Origin of the sequence: Nocardia sp. CA-135953, from assembly GCF_050955735.1 — a bacterium.
GTDB lineage: Bacteria > Actinomycetota > Actinomycetes > Mycobacteriales > Mycobacteriaceae > Nocardia.
This window is the reverse complement of sequence record NZ_CP192082.1, coordinates 2,962,814-2,978,574: the sequence shown is the minus strand read 5'-3', so window position 1 is coordinate 2,978,574 and position 15,761 is coordinate 2,962,814. Positions and strand designations below refer to the sequence as shown.

Here is a 15,761-nt window from a genome sequence, read left to right as displayed (position 1 = left end):
TTGGGGCGTGAGCCAGTACGCGAAGTCGACGGCGAGCACCTACGAGCTGCCTCATCTGGACGCGCTCGAGGCCGAGTCGGCACATATATTCCGGGAAGTCGCCGCCACCTTCGAACGGCCGGTGCTGCTGTTCTCCGGCGGCAAGGATTCGGTGGTCATGCTGCACCTGGCGGCCAAGGCCTTCTGGCCGGCGCCGCTGCCGTTCCCAGTGCTGCATATCGATACCGGACACAATTTCGACGAGGTCATCGAATACCGCGACCGCACGGTCGCGCGGCTCGGACTGCGACTGATGGTCGGCAGCGTGCAGGACGACATCGACGCGGGCCGGGTGAAGGAGGAGACCGGACCACGCGCCTCCCGAAACCGTTTGCAGACAGCCACTTTGCTGCGTTCGATCCGCGAGGGCGGATATGACGCGGTATTCGGCGGCGCGCGCCGCGACGAGGAGAAGGCGCGCGCCAAGGAGCGCGTATTCAGCTTCCGTGACGAATACGGGCAGTGGGATCCGCGCAATCAGCGACCGGAGCTGTGGAATCTCTACAACGGCCGGCACAGTAAGGGCGAACACATACGAGTGTTCCCGCTGTCCAATTGGACCGAGCTCGATATCTGGCATTACATCGCCGCCGAGGACATCGAGCTGCCGCCGCTCTACTATGCGCACCGCCGAAAGGTGGTGCAACGCGACGGAATGTTGTTGGCGCACACACGATTTCTCACCCTGCTCGATGGCGAGCAGCCCTATGACAGCACGGTGCGATTCCGGACGGTCGGCGATGCGACCTGCACCGGCTGCGTCGAATCGACCGCGGCGACCCCCGCGGACGTGGTCGCCGAAGTCGCCGCCACCCGAATCACCGAGCGCGGCGCCACCCGCGCCGACGACCGCATTTCCGAGGCAGGCATGGAAGACCGCAAGCGGGAAGGTTACTTCTGATGACGACCACCACCCTGTTGCGCCTGGCCACCGCGGGCAGCGTCGACGACGGTAAGTCGACGCTGATCGGCCGTCTGCTGTTCGACTCCAAGACGATCTTCACCGATCAGCTCGCCGCGGTGGAGCGGACCAGCAAGGCGCGCGGTGACGATTATCCGGATCTGGCACTGCTCACCGACGGCCTGCGCGCCGAACGCGAACAGGGCATCACCATCGATGTGGCGCACCGCTACTTCGCCACGCCCCGGCGCAAATTCATCATCGCCGACACCCCGGGCCACATCCAATACACCCGCAATATGGTCACCGGCGCCTCCACCGCCGATCTCGCGCTGATCCTGGTGGACGCACGCAAGGGCATTGTCGAACAGACTCGGCGGCATGCCTTTCTGGCCAGCCTGCTCGGCATCCCACACTTGGTGCTGTGTGTGAACAAGATGGATCTGGCCGGATGGTCGCAGGACCGGTTCGAGGAAATCAAGGAGGAATTCGTCGGCTTCGCCACGAAACTCGATGTCGCCGATCTGTCCTTCATTCCGATGTCGGCGCTGCACGGTGACAATATCGTGCACCGTGGTGCGAGCATGCCGTGGTACGAGGGCTCGCCCCTGCTGCATCACCTCGAGGAGGTGCATATCGCCTCCGACCGCAATCTCATCGATGCGCGATTCCCGGTGCAGTATGTGACCCGCAGGCACGCAGAGGATTTCCGCGGGTATGCGGGCACCGTGTCCGGTGGCGTCTTCAAACCGGGCGACGAAGTCGCCGTGCTGCCTTCGGGATTCACCACCACGGTCGAGGCGATCTGGGGTCCGGGCGGGACGCCGATCGGGGAAGCCTTTCCGCCGCAGGCCGTTACCATCCAGCTGGCCGACCAACTCGACGTATCCCGCGGCGATCTGATCTGCCGCCCCGCGAACCGGCCCAACGTCGGACGCGATCTGGACGCGATGGTGTGCTGGTTCGCCGAGGATTCCGAACTCACGCCCGGCGCCACCTACACCATCCGGCACACCACCCGCACCGCGACGGCCGAGGTTCGCACCCTTGACTACCGGCTCGACGTCAATACCCTGCACCGCGACGAGAGCGCGAATTCGTTGTCACTCAACGAGATCGGACGCATCCAGCTGCGCACCCGCCAGCCCCTGCTCTTCGATCCGTACCGCCGCAACCGCACCACCGGCAGCTTCATCCTCGTCGACGACACCACCAACAACACCGTCGCCGCGGGCATGATCACCGGACCGACCCTGCCTTCCTCTCGTGTCGTCTGGCATTCGACCGCCGTCGGCCGCGACGAGCGCCCGACCGCAGGCATGACCGTCTGGCTGACCGGGCTGTCCGGCTCCGGAAAGTCTTCTGTCGCAGTGGAGCTGGAGCGTCGCCTGGTCGCGGCGGGCCGCCCGGCCTTCCTGCTCGACGGTGACAATCTGCGCCACGGCCTCAATGCCGACCTCGGCTTCGGCGCCGCCGACCGCGCCGAAAATATCCGCCGCGTGGGCGAAGTGGCGCGGCTGTTCGCCGAAGCCGGTGTGGTCGCGGTGGTTTCCCTGATCAGTCCCTACGCCGCCGATCGCAACAAGGTTCGTGCCGTGCACGAGGCCGCAGGCATCCCCTTCGTCGAAATCTTCGTGGATACGCCACTCGAGATTTGCGAAGCCCGCGATCCCAAGGGCATGTACGCCAAGGCCCGTGCCGGTGAGATCCGCGGTTTCACCGGCATCGACGATCCCTACGAGGCACCCACCCGAGCCGAGCTGGTGCTGCGTCCCGAGGACGGCGATCCGGCGGCCATGGCCGCGGCCATCCTCGCCGAGCTGGCGGATCTGGACTAATCGACCCGCAACGCGGCACCGAACCAGTCGAACACCGGACCGAGGGTCGGCGGGACCGGCCAACCGTTGATGATCGAGAGGAGTTGCCAATAGCGTTCGGCGCGTGGGTCTCCCGCGACCTCCAGGCGGGTCAGCAGCCAGTGCCGTAACTCGGTGTCATCGGGACGGCCGAATGTCGTCGCGTATGCGGCGGTCAGCTCATCGACAATGGGTTGGGCCGCAGCCGACGACGGCGCAGTTCCAGCTGCGAGCGCCTGGCCGACTCGCTCACGCACGAGTTCGGTCAGCTCGTGGTGCAGGCCGGTGGTGTCGCCTTCGGCGCGCTGCGTGGCCTGGTATTCGGCCATGCGGCGCACCGATGCGCGGAAATCCGGATCTCGGGTGAGTTCGGCGAGTTCCACCCAGGCCCGCACCTGGACGGGTTCGGGGTCGTCGGGCAGTTCCGGCATTGCCGAGCGGATGAGTTCGACGAATTCAGGGTTGGCATCGGTGCCACCGAAGGTGTCTTCGACGAATTCGGTAATGAGGCGGCGCTTTTCGGTGTCGGAGAGTTCGACGAGTTTGTGCATGAGTTCCATCTCCTCGGGCTTCGTGCCCCGCTCGGCTATCGCTCGTAACACCGTGCGCCGCACCCGCAGTGTGCTGATCTGGAACTCCAGCGCATCGGCATGTGCGGCCGCGACCTCGGGCACCGTCAATTTGCGATCGAGCACCTGTCGGATAGCGGGTAGATCGATGCCGAGTTCGCGCAGGGTGCGCACCAGTTGCAGGCGGGCGAGCGCATCGTCGTCGTAAAGCCGGTAACCGGCGGGGCTGTGGGTGGTCGGCGGCACGACACCGGTATCGGCGTAGAAGCGGATGGTCTTGACCGAGAGACCGGTCCGTTCGGCCATCGTGCCGATCGGATAAAGTGTGTCGCCGTCCATACCCCTACCCTCCTGTCTCCCCTTGGTGGAGACGCAAATCCTCCGTGATGCTATGGGTCCGGCGAGCTCAGCCGACGGTGCGGAAGAACTCGCGGATATCGCCGAGGCCGGGAGTTGTGACGGGCACGCGTCACAACAGCCGGCCCGGTCGGTTGTCCACCCGCACGACCGGCCGGGGGATCGTGCCGTCGCCGATGCACGCCCACAACGTGGACGTGGGCATCTGCTGGTAGCAGGCCCTGATGGTGGCGGTATCAGCGAATCGCACGACTGTCGGCCGCAGGAACGGGTCGCCATACGGGCTCCATGCGTCGATGCACGCCATCGACCAACCGGGATGGTCGCCGACTTGAATGTCGGGTGCGGGCACCCAGGTGTGGGTGCTGTGCCGCCAGGTCGATAGCTTCGACGCGGGTACGCGAGCGACCAGGGCGAACTGGACGAGACCGTAGTAGCGGCGGATTCCGGCGTCGCGCGAGTCCGGCCGGCAAGCGGTGGCCGTCGGCATCCGGTTGGCGGGCATCCTCACTGATCGGCCCACTCGCGGACCGCGTCTGCGATGCGTTCGACCAGCTCGACCGGCAGATCCACCGGCGCGGGCGGCCCGACGAACGCGATCCGTTGCGGCAGTCCGGTATCGATGACAGACGCGGCGTCGACGTCGATGGATCCCGTCCCCAACACGGGAGTGGCTTCCAACTCCGGGGTGTCGACAGCGTCGAATTCATCGACCCACCCATCCTCACCGAGGAAACCGAATGTGCCATCGCCGAACTCGATCACCCCGCTCACCGGACGACTTCCCGCGTCGGCTGAAGCTTGCCCGCCTCAGCGCGAACCCAGTAGGCGGTGTTCTTCGCGTCGCAGATCTCGCGACTGCACTCGAGGTGTTCTTGCAGGACGTAGCCGGCTTCCTCGACGGTATAACCGCCGGGTGGTGCGGGATGGATACGCCAGGTCTCACTGGTAACGCGCTCGAGGATATCGGTCGCCGGGACCGCGTCGTCCGGGACGGCACCAGAGCCCAGCAGATAGGGAAGGGCGTAGAAGACGAGCCACAGGAAGAACATCACTGCGGCGGCGACAACCATGGCTGTGACAAGATCAGCGGGCATTGAACGATACCCCCGGGTACGTAGTTCCGTATTGGTGTGCGCCCGGTGCTGGGGCGGAATACACCCAGCACCGGGTGCCGGTTCTAGCGTCGCCGCCGTGGGGTAGGTCGAAAAAGTGCCCAAACTGTGCAGAAAGCGGTACTTTTGCCCGAGTAGTCACTAGCTGCGGTGGAAGTGGGGAGTCCGGTGCCGGAGATTGAGTGGACGGCTGGGGAGGTCGTTGCGTTGCGAGAGGCGTTGCGCCTGAGTCGGATCGAATTCGCCCGAAAGCTGGGGGTCACTCGTCGGACGCTGGTCTGCTGGGAGACCGAACGGACAACGACCCTGCGAGCGGCCAGCCGACGGTTGCTGTATCGGGTGCTGTCCGAACTCGACATCGATCAGCGGGAGCGATTCGATGCGGCACTTTCTGTCGGTATCGATGCACCGATCGCGCGCGAATTCGACGCGAAGGAGGTCGAATCAAATACTCGCGCAGCCGATGTGGAAGGTCTACCGTTTGACATTGTGGAGCGACGAGAATTTGTTCGGCTGATGGGCATCGTCGCCGCTCAGATATCCGCACCCGCCGCAACCGAGAACATGGTCATGGACAAGCCGGTCCTGGGCCGAGCGGACCTCCGTGTTGATGAAGAGGTCATAAGCGGCATAGAGGCGATGCTGGCGAAGGCTATGGACACTGACGATCAGTTCGGCCCATGGCTTGTGCTCCGCTCAGTGTTGACTCAGCGGAGCCTGGTCGCGTCGCTGCTGCCAGATTGTCCGTCGCAGTTGCGTCCGAGACTGCTGTCAGTGTTCGCGAACCTGACGCGTTTCGCTGGCTGGCTTTACTTCGACATGGGCGATTTGGCTTCCGCCTGCTCGTTTTACGAGGAGGCGCGCACCGCTGCCCATGAAGCCCGAGACGTAAAGTTAGCGGCGTTCACGCTCTCGCACCTAAGCCATCTCGCCCTATGGCGGGGATACCCGCGACTTGCGGTCGATCACGCCACTGCCGCATTGAACTGGGCGCGACAGACTGATGATCAACTGCTGGTAGCAGACGCGGCGGAGATGGGCGCTCGTGCCTATGCCGAAATCGGCGAGAAAACCGCCTGTCTTGCGATCTTGGATGAGAACTCGGCGGCGGTTGCCGATTCGGTCGGACCCCATCAGCCCGTATCTTCGCTCGCCTATTTCTACGGTCCCGGTCTCAGCGCAGCAGCCCGAAGTCACTGCATGCGTCGACTGGGCGATTCCACGAAAGCTGAAGCGGCAGCGCAGGAGTCGCTGAAATTGATCGATCCGACGTTTGTACGGGACCGCGCGTTCTCGGTGCTTGACCTCGGCAATGCCTACATCGTCCAGCGGGAAATCGAAGCCGCATCGGCTGCGATCGCAGACGCCGCCAGCCTGGCCAAGAAGAACCAGAGCGGCCGTCTGGTCGAAGCGCTGCGCGATGCCCGATCCGACTTGGCTCCGTGGCAGGATTCGATCACGGTTCGGGAGTTGGACCAGAAACTCGCAACTCACGGTTTTCTCTGATCGGTAGCGGCAGCGTATAGAATTCGAGCGATTCGATCGGCGCCTCGGGTGGGAAGTATCGATAGCCAACGGGTTTTGTCTCCGGCCGCCCGATCAGTGAGTGAACACCGGTCGCCCCGGGCAGCACCGAATATGCAACTCGCTGCTCAGGTCGATCGGCGAGAAGGCGCTGGATCACCTTCCGCCCAATACCTTTCCGCTGCCAATCCGGATCGACCGCCAGACCACTTATCAGGAAGGTTCGACTGCCCGACTCCGCCGTGAACTCAGGCGAGAGCGCCTCTACCTTGTCCCACCAGCCGTCCGCCGACTCGAGCGGATACCCATATACCGCGCCGACCACGACAGCGTCCATCTCGGCGGTCACCAGGACAAAGCCTGGCCTGGCGAGCAGTGATGCGAATACATCGCGGTGTCGTACTGACTCCGCCGTGGACCACCGGTGTGGTGGAAGGGCAAATGCTCGGTCGAACAGCGCACACACCGAGTCCGCCAACATCACCGCGCGCGGGGTATCGCAGCGATTCACTTCCGGCAGGTCCACCAACATGTGCTCCCTCGCTTCGCCCGCCCCTACTTTCCGTCCACTTGCTGCCCATGTCCAGCCATCTCGGCACGGACGATCTCTCCCAGGTCTGCGCCGCCCCCTCGACCAATTACTCACCGAAGGGAGCTGAACCGCGATAATGGTCGGACCATGACCGAACCCCTGCTCCACCAGCGCTTCCCCGAACTGGCCGGCACACTGCCGTTCGCCCGGCTCGGTATCGCGCCGACACCGGTCCGCCCGCTGGACCTCGGCACTTACAGCACTGTGTGGTGCAAGGATGAAAGCGGGTACGGCTCCGGCGGCTGGGGTGGCAATAAGATCCGCAAGCTGGAGTGGCTGTTGCCAGAGGCCCGACGGCGCGGTGCCCGGAGCATTCTCACCTTTGGCGGCACCGGAACCAATTGGGGTCTGGCCACGGCGCTCTACGCCCGGGAATTCGGCATCGACACCGCGCTGGCGCTGGTCGACCAACCGGTGGACGACCACGTCCGCGCGCAGCTGCGACGACTGGAAAACTCCAGCGCCACCCTACATTTCACGCACAGCAAGTTGCGCACCGTCCTGGCCGCACCGTGGCTGCTGCTGCGGCATATGCACGGGCTCACCCCACCGTATCTGCTACCCGTCGGCGGATCGTCGCCGATCGGCGCGCTCGGCTATGTCGAGGTCGCATTGGAACTGGCGGCGCAGATCGCGGCGGGCGAACTACCGCAACCGACACATCTGGTGACCGCCGTCGGATCCGGTGGCACGGCAGCGGGTTTGGCCCTCGGCCTACGGCTTGCGGGACTGCGCACCCGTGTCGTCGGTGTCGTCGTCAACGACTGGCTCCCCCTCGACGCGCGACACATTGTCGGGCTGGCGAACCGCGCCGCGATGGTACTGCGCGCACGCGGCGCGGAATTCCTTGCTCCCGAGCTGCGCCCGGACGACCTGACGATGGTGCGCGACTGGCTCGGCCCCGGCTACGGCCGTGAAACCCCGGCCGCCATTGCCGCGAAGAAGCTCGCCGCGACGAACGGGCTGGAATTGGAAACCGTCTACACCGCAAAGGCTTTGGCCGGACTCCTGGAGATGGATACCCGCGGCGACTTCGGCAACGGACCGGTTCTGTTCCTCGATACCTACGGGCCGCGCTGATCCGGATCCAGTCCCAGGATCACCGCCAGCACCGCGCGCAACCGCTCCACATCGCCGCGAAGGCCGGTCACCGCATCCTGATAGAGGAAGGCCTCGATGAGCCGGACCAGCGCATAGGCGAAGGTCTGGGTATCGACCCGGTTCTGGTAACCCTCCGCCATCGCGGTATCCAGAATTTCGGCGACCACCCCGACCACTTTCGGCTGGACCGGTCCATCGCTGGTGGCGATGATGCGGCCCGCGGTGGCCTGTTCGGTCGCGATGAAATAGCGGTAGGCCTCGCTGCGCGTCATCCACTGCGCCACCCGGTCCAGCAAGGCGAGTACCCGCGGCGCGCCGGTGCCGTCGTCGCTCGTCTGCGCGGCCACGACCATCCGCTCGAATTCCGACACCATGACCGCGCCGAGCAGGCCGTCGCGCGAACCGAACCAGCGGTAGATGGTCGCACGCGACAATCCGAGTTCCGCCGCGATCGCCTGCACATCGACCCGCTCACAGGCCAGGAACTGGGCGCTCGCGGCGGCGAGCACCTGGTCCTGGGAGGCGGCAGCGGGACGGCCGACGGGACGGGCGGCACCTGAGGTTGTGGTCATCCCAGCCCTGGGATCGATTCGCGACACATGCGTAGTAACGTACCAAATTGATTCGAGCGAGTACCGCGCCCCATCTGGGCCAGTGCTCCCCCACCCGAGAGGATGTGCCCGTGCGCTCGACCCTGATCTCCCGTAGGGACCTGGACTTCCTGCTCTACGAATGGCTGCGGGTCGAGCAGCTCACGGCGCTGCCCCGGTTCACCGAGCACTCCCGGGATACCTTCGACGGCTTCCTCGACCTCTGCGAGGATCTGGCCACCCGGCACTTCGCCCCCCACAACAAGCACAACGACAACAATGAGCCGACCTTCGACGGTGCGAAGGTCACGATCATCCCGGAGGTGAAGGCCGCGATCGAGGCCTTCACCAAGGCCAATCTCATCGGCGCCGCGATGGACGAGGAGATCGGCGGGCTGCAGTTGCCCGCCACCGTGGAGGCCGCCGGATTCTGCTGGTTCCAGGCCGCCAATGTCGGCACCACCGGCTATCTGTTCCTGACCGTCGGCAATGCCAATCTCCTCGCCGCGCACGGCACCCCGGAGCAGATCGACCGCTTCGTCAAGCCCATGGTCGAGGGCCGGTTCACCGGCACGATGTGCCTGTCCGAACCGCAGGCGGGCTCATCGCTGGCCGATATCGTCACCCGCGCGGAACCGCAGGCCGATGGCACCTACCGGCTGTTCGGCTCGAAAATGTGGATCTCCGGCGGTGATCACGAACTGACCGACAATATCGTGCACCTCGTGCTGGCCAAGATTCCGGGCGGACCGGCCGGAACGAAGGGCATCTCGCTGTTCGTCGTGCCGAAATTCCTGGTGGCCGAGGACGGTTCGCTCGGCGCGCGCAACGATGTGGTGCTGGCCGGGTTGAACCACAAGATGGGATATCGGGGCACCACCAATACGGTGCTGAATTTCGGCGAGGGCAAGCACAATCCGGACGGCGCGCCCGGCGCGGTGGGTTACCTCGTCGGCGAACCGCATCGCGGCCTGTCCTACATGTTCCACATGATGAACGAGGCGCGCCTCGGCGTCGGTCTGGGCGCGACGGCGTTGGGCTACACCGGATATCTGAAATCGCTCGATTACGCCCGGGAACGCCGCCAAGGTCGCGCGGTCACCGCCAAGGATCCGTCCGCACCGCAGGCGCCGATCATCGAGCATGCCGATGTGCGACGAATGCTGCTGGCGCAGAAGGCCTATGTCGAGGGCGCGCTCGCTCTGCTGCTCTTCTGCAACCGCCTCGTCGATCTGGAACGCACCACTACGGACCCGGGGGCCAAACGCGAGCACACGCTGCTGCTGGAAATTCTCACAGGCGTCGCGAAGAGCTGGCCGTCGCAATGGTGTCTGGAGGCCAACAGCCTTGCCATCCAGGTGCACGGCGGCTACGGCTACACCCGCGAATACGACGTCGAACAGCACTACCGCGACAACCGCCTCAACCCGATCCACGAAGGCACGCACGGCATCCAGGGTCTGGATCTGTTGGGCCGCAAGGTGATCCAGCACGACGGCGCGAGCCTGCGGCTACTGGCCGCACAGATCGAGCGGACCGTACTCGCGGCCACCGAGGCGGGCGGCGAGTGGACCGAGTTCGGTGGCCAGCTCGACGCGGTCTGGCAGCGGCTGCTCACCGTCACCGGCTGGATGTTCGCCTCCGGCGATATCGCCGCCGCCATGGCCAATTCCAGCATCTATCTGGAGGCCTTCGGGCACGTCGTGGTCGCCTGGATCTGGCTGGAGCAGGCACTGGCGGCGCACGGCAAACAAGGCGACTTTTACGACGGCAAGCGCGCGGCGGCCCGCTACTTCTTCCGCTACGAATTGCCCAAGACCACACCGCAATTGGATCTGCTGGAGCTGATGGACCGGACCACGCTGGATATGCGCGACTCCTGGTTCTGACCGTCAGACGACCAGTGGTTGCCGCCCGGGTCGGGTGCGACGCCACGCAACCACGAGAAAGACCAGCAGGCCGACCAGCGGCAGGGTGCCGATCGCCCAGCTCAGCGGCAACGGCGGTCCGGGCTGGTCGAGCACCGTGACATTGCCGAGGGTTCCTTCGCCGTGTCCGAGCGGGCCGTCGATCGCGAAGGTGAAGGTGTAGATGCCGGGTGCGTCGAAGGCCCGGACGTCCAAGCCCCAGGAGTCCCGTTTGCGGGGATGGCGGACCAGGGGTGTGGCGCGGCGACCGGGCCTGATGGCTGGTCCGGTCAAGCGCAGCGTCCCGGATTTGTCGGCGATGCCGCCATCGGGCACGAAGGTGAAGTCCAGCGATTTCATCGCGCGGATGGGCCAGGTGGAGAAGCCGACAGTCAGGCCGTACGGCCCCACCTGGACGCGCTCGGTGTGCACGATTTCGACCGGTGCGTAGGCGGAGGCGGGGCCGACGGCGACGAGCGACAGGGTGATCACGGCCAGCACGGTCACGGCGAGCCTGCGGAGTACGGACATCACGCATCCTTCGTTGCGGGCAGCATGGTGGTGAATCGGCCGCCGAGGAATCCGGCGAGCAGGCCGAGCGGAATGCCGAGCAGCGAGATCGTCACGATGTCGCCGACCGCGATATGCGAGGTGGCGCGGACGAGGTTCAATTGCAGCGGGAACGTCACGCCGATGATGACACCGGTCACCACACCGGCCACCAGCACGATCTTGCGCGCGTCGAGACCACGGGTACGCGACAGCCAGAACAACCCCTCGACCGCGATCGCCGCGACAATCAGGAACATCGGCATCATGACGGGCAGATCCGGCGGCCGTCCGGTGAGACCGTCACGCAGCGGCAGCCCGATCGCCGACGCATAGATTTCCGCGGCCCAGGGCGAGAACCACCAGAGGAACGCCTGCATCGCACCGAGCGACAGCGCGATGGCAATGGCCGCGCCAGCACGGGCCAACAGCGCGGCGCCGAGGATGAGCAGCAGCGGCCCGAACAGGACGATACCCAGGATGGTCGGGTCCACGGGCAGATGCAGGTTGTTCAACGCATTGGTGGGAATCGGGGCGAAGGTGATCAGGATCGGAATCGCGACGGCGATGCCGATCCGGCCCCAGCGGTGATCGCGGTGGGCGGCGAAAACGATGATGCTGCCGATCATGGTGAGCGCGTTGGACAGGAACAGCGCCACATGCGACGGGGTATTGAGCACCGCGTCGAAGCCGTAGATCGAATGCCACTCCAGATCGAGCAGGCCGTAGAGCAGGAATAGCGCCGCACCGGCTCCGGCGACCATAAAGCCGAGCGGTGCGGTCAGGTTGCTGCCGAAGACTCGAATTGGGGTGCCGCCGAGGCGGGGCACGGGCCTACCAGCCCGTTGCGCGGACGTCGCGATGAGAACCATGGCCAGGCCGGCGAAGCCGGATATCGCGCTGCCGGAGTACAGGAACAGGTGCGGCAGGGTGAAGAAGGTGTCCGGACCGACCTCGTTGTGCCACTGAATATCCCAGCTCAGGCCGACCAATGTGACCGCGGTGCCGAGTAATACACCCCAGGCGCCGATGCGGGCGGCGGTGCTGTCATCGGAGATCTCGGATCCGGTGTCGGTTCCGACCGGTGCTGCCGTGGTCATGGTGATCATTCCTCCTGATCTGTGCATGGTTTCAGCCGCCGACCCAGATCGGCACCGCGAGTTCGTCGATGCCGTCGTGCTCGTCGATCGACAGTCGAAGCTCCCATGGGCCGGTCATCATCAGTGGTACCGATGCGGCGTAAAAGTGTCCCGGACCGGTGGCCGTCGCAGCGATCGGCTGTCCGGCGTGACCCATGAGCAGCTGGTTCGCCTGAATACATACGGCGGCATGCTCTTTCGTCACGCCAGCGCGGTCGGTGACGGCGATATCGATTGCGGTGCTGCCAATTCGGACGCTGTCGATGGAGATGGTGACGAGGTGTTGTGGACTGCCGGTTTTCAACACCAGCGGACCGGATGGGCGGGGCCAGACGAACCAGGCGATGACGGCGAGCACGATGATGATCACCGCTCCCGCGGCGAGACGAACGCTTTTCCGGGATATGGCTGGGTTTTTCGCGCGCTCGGTCATGGTCGCGCTCCCGTCGCGACATCGAGGACGACGGGGACGGTAAGCACGGTGTACCGCCGTTCGACCTGAATCCAGAGACGATAGCGGCCCGCGAGCGGGAAGGTGTAGGTGAACGGCACATCGGGGCCGTATGCGGCGACCGTCTCGTCGGGCGCGCTTTCGCCATTGGCGGGTGGCATGAGCATGGTGCCGCGGCTCGCGGCGGACTCGGTCGGATCCAGGCCGGGCATATCCATCCCCGGCATATCGGACATCTCCTGCACGGATGTCGCGCCCATCGAATGGCTGTGCCCCCAGATGGGTGAGTTCTGAACGGCCGCAGCAATATCCGGGTCGCCGGGTAGTGGACCCGCCATGATCAGGTGGCCGACCATGCCGAGCCACGGTTGCAGATCGGCGGCATCGCCGAATTCGGCGGTGATGGTGGTCGGTGCCCCTGCTACCGGAGTAGTCGTCCTGAGGATGACCGGGTTACCGTCGATGACAGTCGACGCGGTCTTGTCCGCATCACCGAGATGCACAGTGGTGCTGGAGGATTCCGGCACCGCCGCACCGGGGACGGTGAAACCGGCTGGCGCGCGTACCATTTGCACACCACCGCCGCGCCGCGCCAACTCCGCGGACAGCGCATACCGACCGGCCTCGGGCGCGGCCAGATGAACCTGAAACCGTCCGGGCCCGATCCGGATCGGATGCAGATGCGACAGGCGGCCGCTCGGGCCGACGATCAGCAGATGCATGAGCGCACCGTCGTGCACGACCAGATCGTCGACGGGTGCACCGGTGGCGGCATCGATCAAAACGAGGTCGAGATCGCCTGGCTGCCCGGCGTTCACGGGCCCACCCGCGACTGTGAGCAGTACCGGCGGCCGCGAAAAGTCCGAAATCAACGGCTGGTGCACAGCGTAGGGATCGGTGACATTGTCGAGCGTGGGATCGAGCTGACCGCCGGGTTGTGGTGGCAGCGGCAGCGATGCCGAAAGCAGTGCGGCGGTCACCGAGACCGCCACACCGGCCACCATCCCGGCGGCCGGAACCAGCGCCCACATACTGCGTCGAGCACGAATCGCGATCACCACCGCGACGGGCAGCAGTACGCCCGCCACCAGAAATCCGCCGTAGACCAGGCGCTCGGGTGGCGAGGTCACCTGCGCGGGCACGATGAACGGAATCCGTGCCACCCGCATACCGTCGCCGACCACCAGTTCCCATGGCCCGGCACGGTCCATTCGGACCGTCGCCGAGTACATCCCGGGAGTGCCGCCGAGATCGAGAACGGCCTCGGTGGTCGGCACTCCGGGTGCAGGCTGTGTCGACTTCTCGGACACCCCCGTCGGCGTCGCCGCGAGCGTGAGTTGCCCCGGCGCGGTGCCGGCATGGGTGACCACATCCACCCGTAATGGCCCCGGCACGCTGGTCACCCGGCGCAAGATGATCGTGAGCTCGCGATCACCGAGCGACTGCGCGACCGAAATATCCGAACCGGAGGACGCCGAATCCGCCGACACGGAACCCACCCCGATCGACACCAACAACGCACACACCCCCGCGACCAGCAGAGCGCGACCAACACCGGCGACAACAGCCACATCCGCCATGGTAGGGATGCGTGCCTACGAGAACATCACCCCCAGAGGGGATTCCGCCTCCCCCGCCGGAGTGATGGCGCCCTATTCCGGCATCCGGACAATCCCCAGTTCGCCGCCGAAGCCACCTGCTCATTCGATCGCCGATCGACGTGCGGAGATGGGCCGCCAACGACAATGGCCGCAGCAGCAGCGTGGACACGCTCGATCAGCGCAACCCGTAGTGGCCGGACCGCGGCGCGGAACAAGCTGTCCCGGGACAGCCGAGCGCGGTGCTGTACCCGCACCACCGCACTCGACCCGTCATTCGAATCTGTGTGATCGAAACTCGTCGGCCGCGAACAGGGTGGCGCAATGGCCAGTCCGAGGTCCATTCGCCCAGGTCAGGGCTAGTAGGGAGCGGCGCAATAACATCCGCTGATTTATCGCGCTCGTTTGCGCGCATTCAGGCCTCCGAGCGGCAACTATCGTCGCTATCCATGCAGGTCAGCGAGAGAAAGGCGGCGGAGGTGGGAGCCGAGGCGACGCCCGTACGACGGTTGCGGGCCGACCAGGCGCGCCGGATAGCCGACGTGCTGCGTCATCAGATACATGCGGGTGCGTTCGACGATGTGCTGCCGAGCGAGCAGGAATTGGTCACCGAATACGACACATCGCGCAATACCGTGCGCGACGCACTCGCGCTGCTCAAGGACGAAGGGCTGATCGATCGAGTGCCGAAGGTGGGCACCCGGGTCGCTCGGCGCAAATACGATCACGGGCTGGACGCACTGCTCGGGCTGCAGGAAACCCTCAAGGGCCACGGCACGGTGCGCAACGAGGTGCGCGCGGCAATGCATATCACCGCACCACCCGCCGTCGCACGCAAGCTCGGGCTGAATCCCGGTGAGCGCGTGGTCTATATCGAACGACTGCGCTATCTCGCCGACCTACCGCTGAGCCTGGATCTGACCTATCTCGCACCCGATATCGGCACCGAGGTTCTCGGCCACGATCTCGAGACCAACGACATCTTCGTACTCATCGAACAGATCAGCGGCGGACCGCTCGGCTCGGCCGACCTCGCGCTGGAAGCGATTACCGCCGACGCGCACACCGCGGCCACCTTGGAAGCACCCGAGGGCGCGGCGTTACTGATGCTCGAACGGCTGACCCGGCTCGACGACGGCCGACCGGTGGATCTGGAATACATCCGGATGCGCGGAGATCGAATCACCATGCGCGGCAGCCTGATCCGCAGCACATCCGAATGGAAGGTCATCTGATGGCACTTGCGAACCAACGCACCGACATTCCGGTGACCATCGACGAATCACTGTGCATCCAGGGTTGCACGCTGTGCGTGGAAATCTGCCCGCTCGACTCGCTGGCCATCAATCCGGAAAACGGCAAGGCCTTCATGCACGTCGACGAGTGCTGGTACTGCGGCCCCTGCGCCGCCCGGTGTCCCACGGGCGCCGTCACCGTCAATATGCCCTATCTGTTGCGCTGAACGATCCGGAA

Annotated in this window: 17 protein-coding genes; 7 read left to right on the top strand and 10 right to left on the bottom strand. The window is 65.3% G+C overall.

Annotated features, from left to right (window positions below; genetic code table 11):
• The first annotated feature begins 7 nt into the window (after nucleotides 1-7).
• Nucleotides 8-940 carry a sulfate adenylyltransferase subunit CysD gene (cysD, locus tag ACQPXH_RS13615; RefSeq protein WP_433602705.1) on the top strand — a complete coding sequence of 311 codons (933 nt, stop codon included), beginning with the start codon at nucleotides 8-10 and terminating at the stop codon, nucleotides 938-940.
• On the top strand, nucleotides 940-2,778 hold the full coding sequence (gene cysC / locus ACQPXH_RS13610) for an adenylyl-sulfate kinase (protein WP_433602704.1): 1,839 nt from the start codon (nucleotides 940-942) through the stop codon (nucleotides 2,776-2,778). Before cysD ends, cysC begins: the two co-directional genes overlap by 1 nt.
• Here the strand turns inward: cysC and ACQPXH_RS13605 are convergent.
• The 4 genes from ACQPXH_RS13605 to ACQPXH_RS13590 form a co-directional block, all read right to left on the bottom strand.
• Entirely contained in the window at nucleotides 2,775-3,704 is a 930-nt protein-coding gene (locus ACQPXH_RS13605) for a MerR family transcriptional regulator (protein WP_433602703.1), read from the bottom strand. The genes cysC and ACQPXH_RS13605 overlap by 4 nt on opposite strands.
• 130 nt (nucleotides 3,705-3,834) lie before the next feature.
• Nucleotides 3,835-4,227 (bottom strand): hypothetical protein, encoded by a 393-nt coding sequence (locus ACQPXH_RS13600; RefSeq protein ID WP_433602702.1) that lies wholly within the window; start codon nucleotides 4,225-4,227, stop codon nucleotides 3,835-3,837.
• Nucleotides 4,228-4,229: 2 nt separating this feature from the next.
• Nucleotides 4,230-4,496 (bottom strand): hypothetical protein, encoded by a 267-nt coding sequence (locus ACQPXH_RS13595; RefSeq protein ID WP_433602701.1) that lies wholly within the window; start codon nucleotides 4,494-4,496, stop codon nucleotides 4,230-4,232.
• Entirely contained in the window at nucleotides 4,493-4,819 is a 327-nt protein-coding gene (locus ACQPXH_RS13590; RefSeq protein WP_433602700.1) for a hypothetical protein, read from the bottom strand. Before ACQPXH_RS13590 ends, ACQPXH_RS13595 begins: the two co-directional genes overlap by 4 nt.
• 186 nt (nucleotides 4,820-5,005) lie before the next feature.
• On the opposite strand from ACQPXH_RS13590, the gene ACQPXH_RS13585 reads away from it, so the two are divergent.
• Complete coding sequence (locus ACQPXH_RS13585; RefSeq protein ID WP_433602698.1) at nucleotides 5,006-6,343, top strand: helix-turn-helix domain-containing protein; 1,338 nt, start codon at nucleotides 5,006-5,008, stop codon at nucleotides 6,341-6,343.
• On the opposite strand, the gene ACQPXH_RS13580 is transcribed toward ACQPXH_RS13585, so the two are convergent.
• Nucleotides 6,294-6,842, bottom strand: a complete 549-nt coding sequence (locus ACQPXH_RS13580; RefSeq protein WP_433603440.1) for a GNAT family N-acetyltransferase — start codon at nucleotides 6,840-6,842, stop codon at nucleotides 6,294-6,296. The genes ACQPXH_RS13585 and ACQPXH_RS13580 overlap by 50 nt on opposite strands.
• Before the next feature lie 198 nt (nucleotides 6,843-7,040).
• On the opposite strand from ACQPXH_RS13580, the gene ACQPXH_RS13575 reads away from it, so the two are divergent.
• Nucleotides 7,041-8,033 carry a 1-aminocyclopropane-1-carboxylate deaminase/D-cysteine desulfhydrase gene (locus tag ACQPXH_RS13575; protein WP_433602696.1) on the top strand — a complete coding sequence of 331 codons (993 nt, stop codon included), beginning with the start codon at nucleotides 7,041-7,043 and terminating at the stop codon, nucleotides 8,031-8,033.
• On the opposite strand, the gene ACQPXH_RS13570 is transcribed toward ACQPXH_RS13575, so the two are convergent.
• A complete protein-coding gene (locus tag ACQPXH_RS13570) occupies nucleotides 8,018-8,626 on the bottom strand; it encodes a QsdR family transcriptional regulator (RefSeq protein WP_433602695.1) in 609 nt (202 codons plus the stop codon). The two genes, ACQPXH_RS13575 and ACQPXH_RS13570, sit on opposite strands and share 16 nt — an antisense overlap.
• 110 nt (nucleotides 8,627-8,736) lie before the next feature.
• Here ACQPXH_RS13570 and ACQPXH_RS13565 point away from each other — a divergent pair, with 110 nt between their 5' ends.
• Complete coding sequence (locus ACQPXH_RS13565; RefSeq protein WP_433602694.1) at nucleotides 8,737-10,533, top strand: acyl-CoA dehydrogenase; 1,797 nt, start codon at nucleotides 8,737-8,739, stop codon at nucleotides 10,531-10,533.
• Nucleotides 10,534-10,536: 3 nt separating this feature from the next.
• Here ACQPXH_RS13565 and ACQPXH_RS13560 read toward each other — a convergent pair whose 3' ends face one another.
• Genes ACQPXH_RS13560 through ACQPXH_RS13545 form a run of 4 tightly spaced genes read right to left on the bottom strand, consistent with a single transcriptional unit; the run spans nucleotide 10,537 to nucleotide 14,270 of the window.
• Nucleotides 10,537-11,082, bottom strand: a complete 546-nt coding sequence (locus ACQPXH_RS13560) for a hypothetical protein (protein ID WP_433602693.1) — start codon at nucleotides 11,080-11,082, stop codon at nucleotides 10,537-10,539.
• Nucleotides 11,082-12,200 carry a hypothetical protein gene (locus ACQPXH_RS13555; protein ID WP_433602692.1) on the bottom strand — a complete coding sequence of 373 codons (1,119 nt, stop codon included), beginning with the start codon at nucleotides 12,198-12,200 and terminating at the stop codon, nucleotides 11,082-11,084. The genes ACQPXH_RS13560 and ACQPXH_RS13555 overlap by 1 nt, the downstream gene beginning before the upstream one ends.
• Nucleotides 12,201-12,231: 31 nt before the next feature.
• On the bottom strand, nucleotides 12,232-12,672 hold the full coding sequence (locus tag ACQPXH_RS13550) for a hypothetical protein (RefSeq protein WP_433602691.1): 441 nt from the start codon (nucleotides 12,670-12,672) through the stop codon (nucleotides 12,232-12,234).
• Nucleotides 12,669-14,270: a hypothetical protein gene (locus ACQPXH_RS13545; RefSeq protein WP_433602690.1), complete on the bottom strand. Its 1,602-nt coding sequence runs from the start codon at nucleotides 14,268-14,270 to the stop codon at nucleotides 12,669-12,671. Before ACQPXH_RS13545 ends, ACQPXH_RS13550 begins: the two co-directional genes overlap by 4 nt.
• Nucleotides 14,271-14,737: 467 nt before the next feature.
• Here ACQPXH_RS13545 and ACQPXH_RS13540 point away from each other — a divergent pair, with 467 nt between their 5' ends.
• Together ACQPXH_RS13540 and ACQPXH_RS13535 are read left to right on the top strand one after the other, a co-directional pair.
• A complete protein-coding gene (locus tag ACQPXH_RS13540) occupies nucleotides 14,738-15,523 on the top strand; it encodes a GntR family transcriptional regulator (RefSeq protein ID WP_433602689.1) in 786 nt (261 codons plus the stop codon).
• Nucleotides 15,523-15,750, top strand: a complete 228-nt coding sequence (locus tag ACQPXH_RS13535; RefSeq protein WP_040689749.1) for a 4Fe-4S dicluster domain-containing protein — start codon at nucleotides 15,523-15,525, stop codon at nucleotides 15,748-15,750. Before ACQPXH_RS13540 ends, ACQPXH_RS13535 begins: the two co-directional genes overlap by 1 nt.
• The last annotated feature ends 11 nt before the right edge of the window (nucleotides 15,751-15,761 follow it).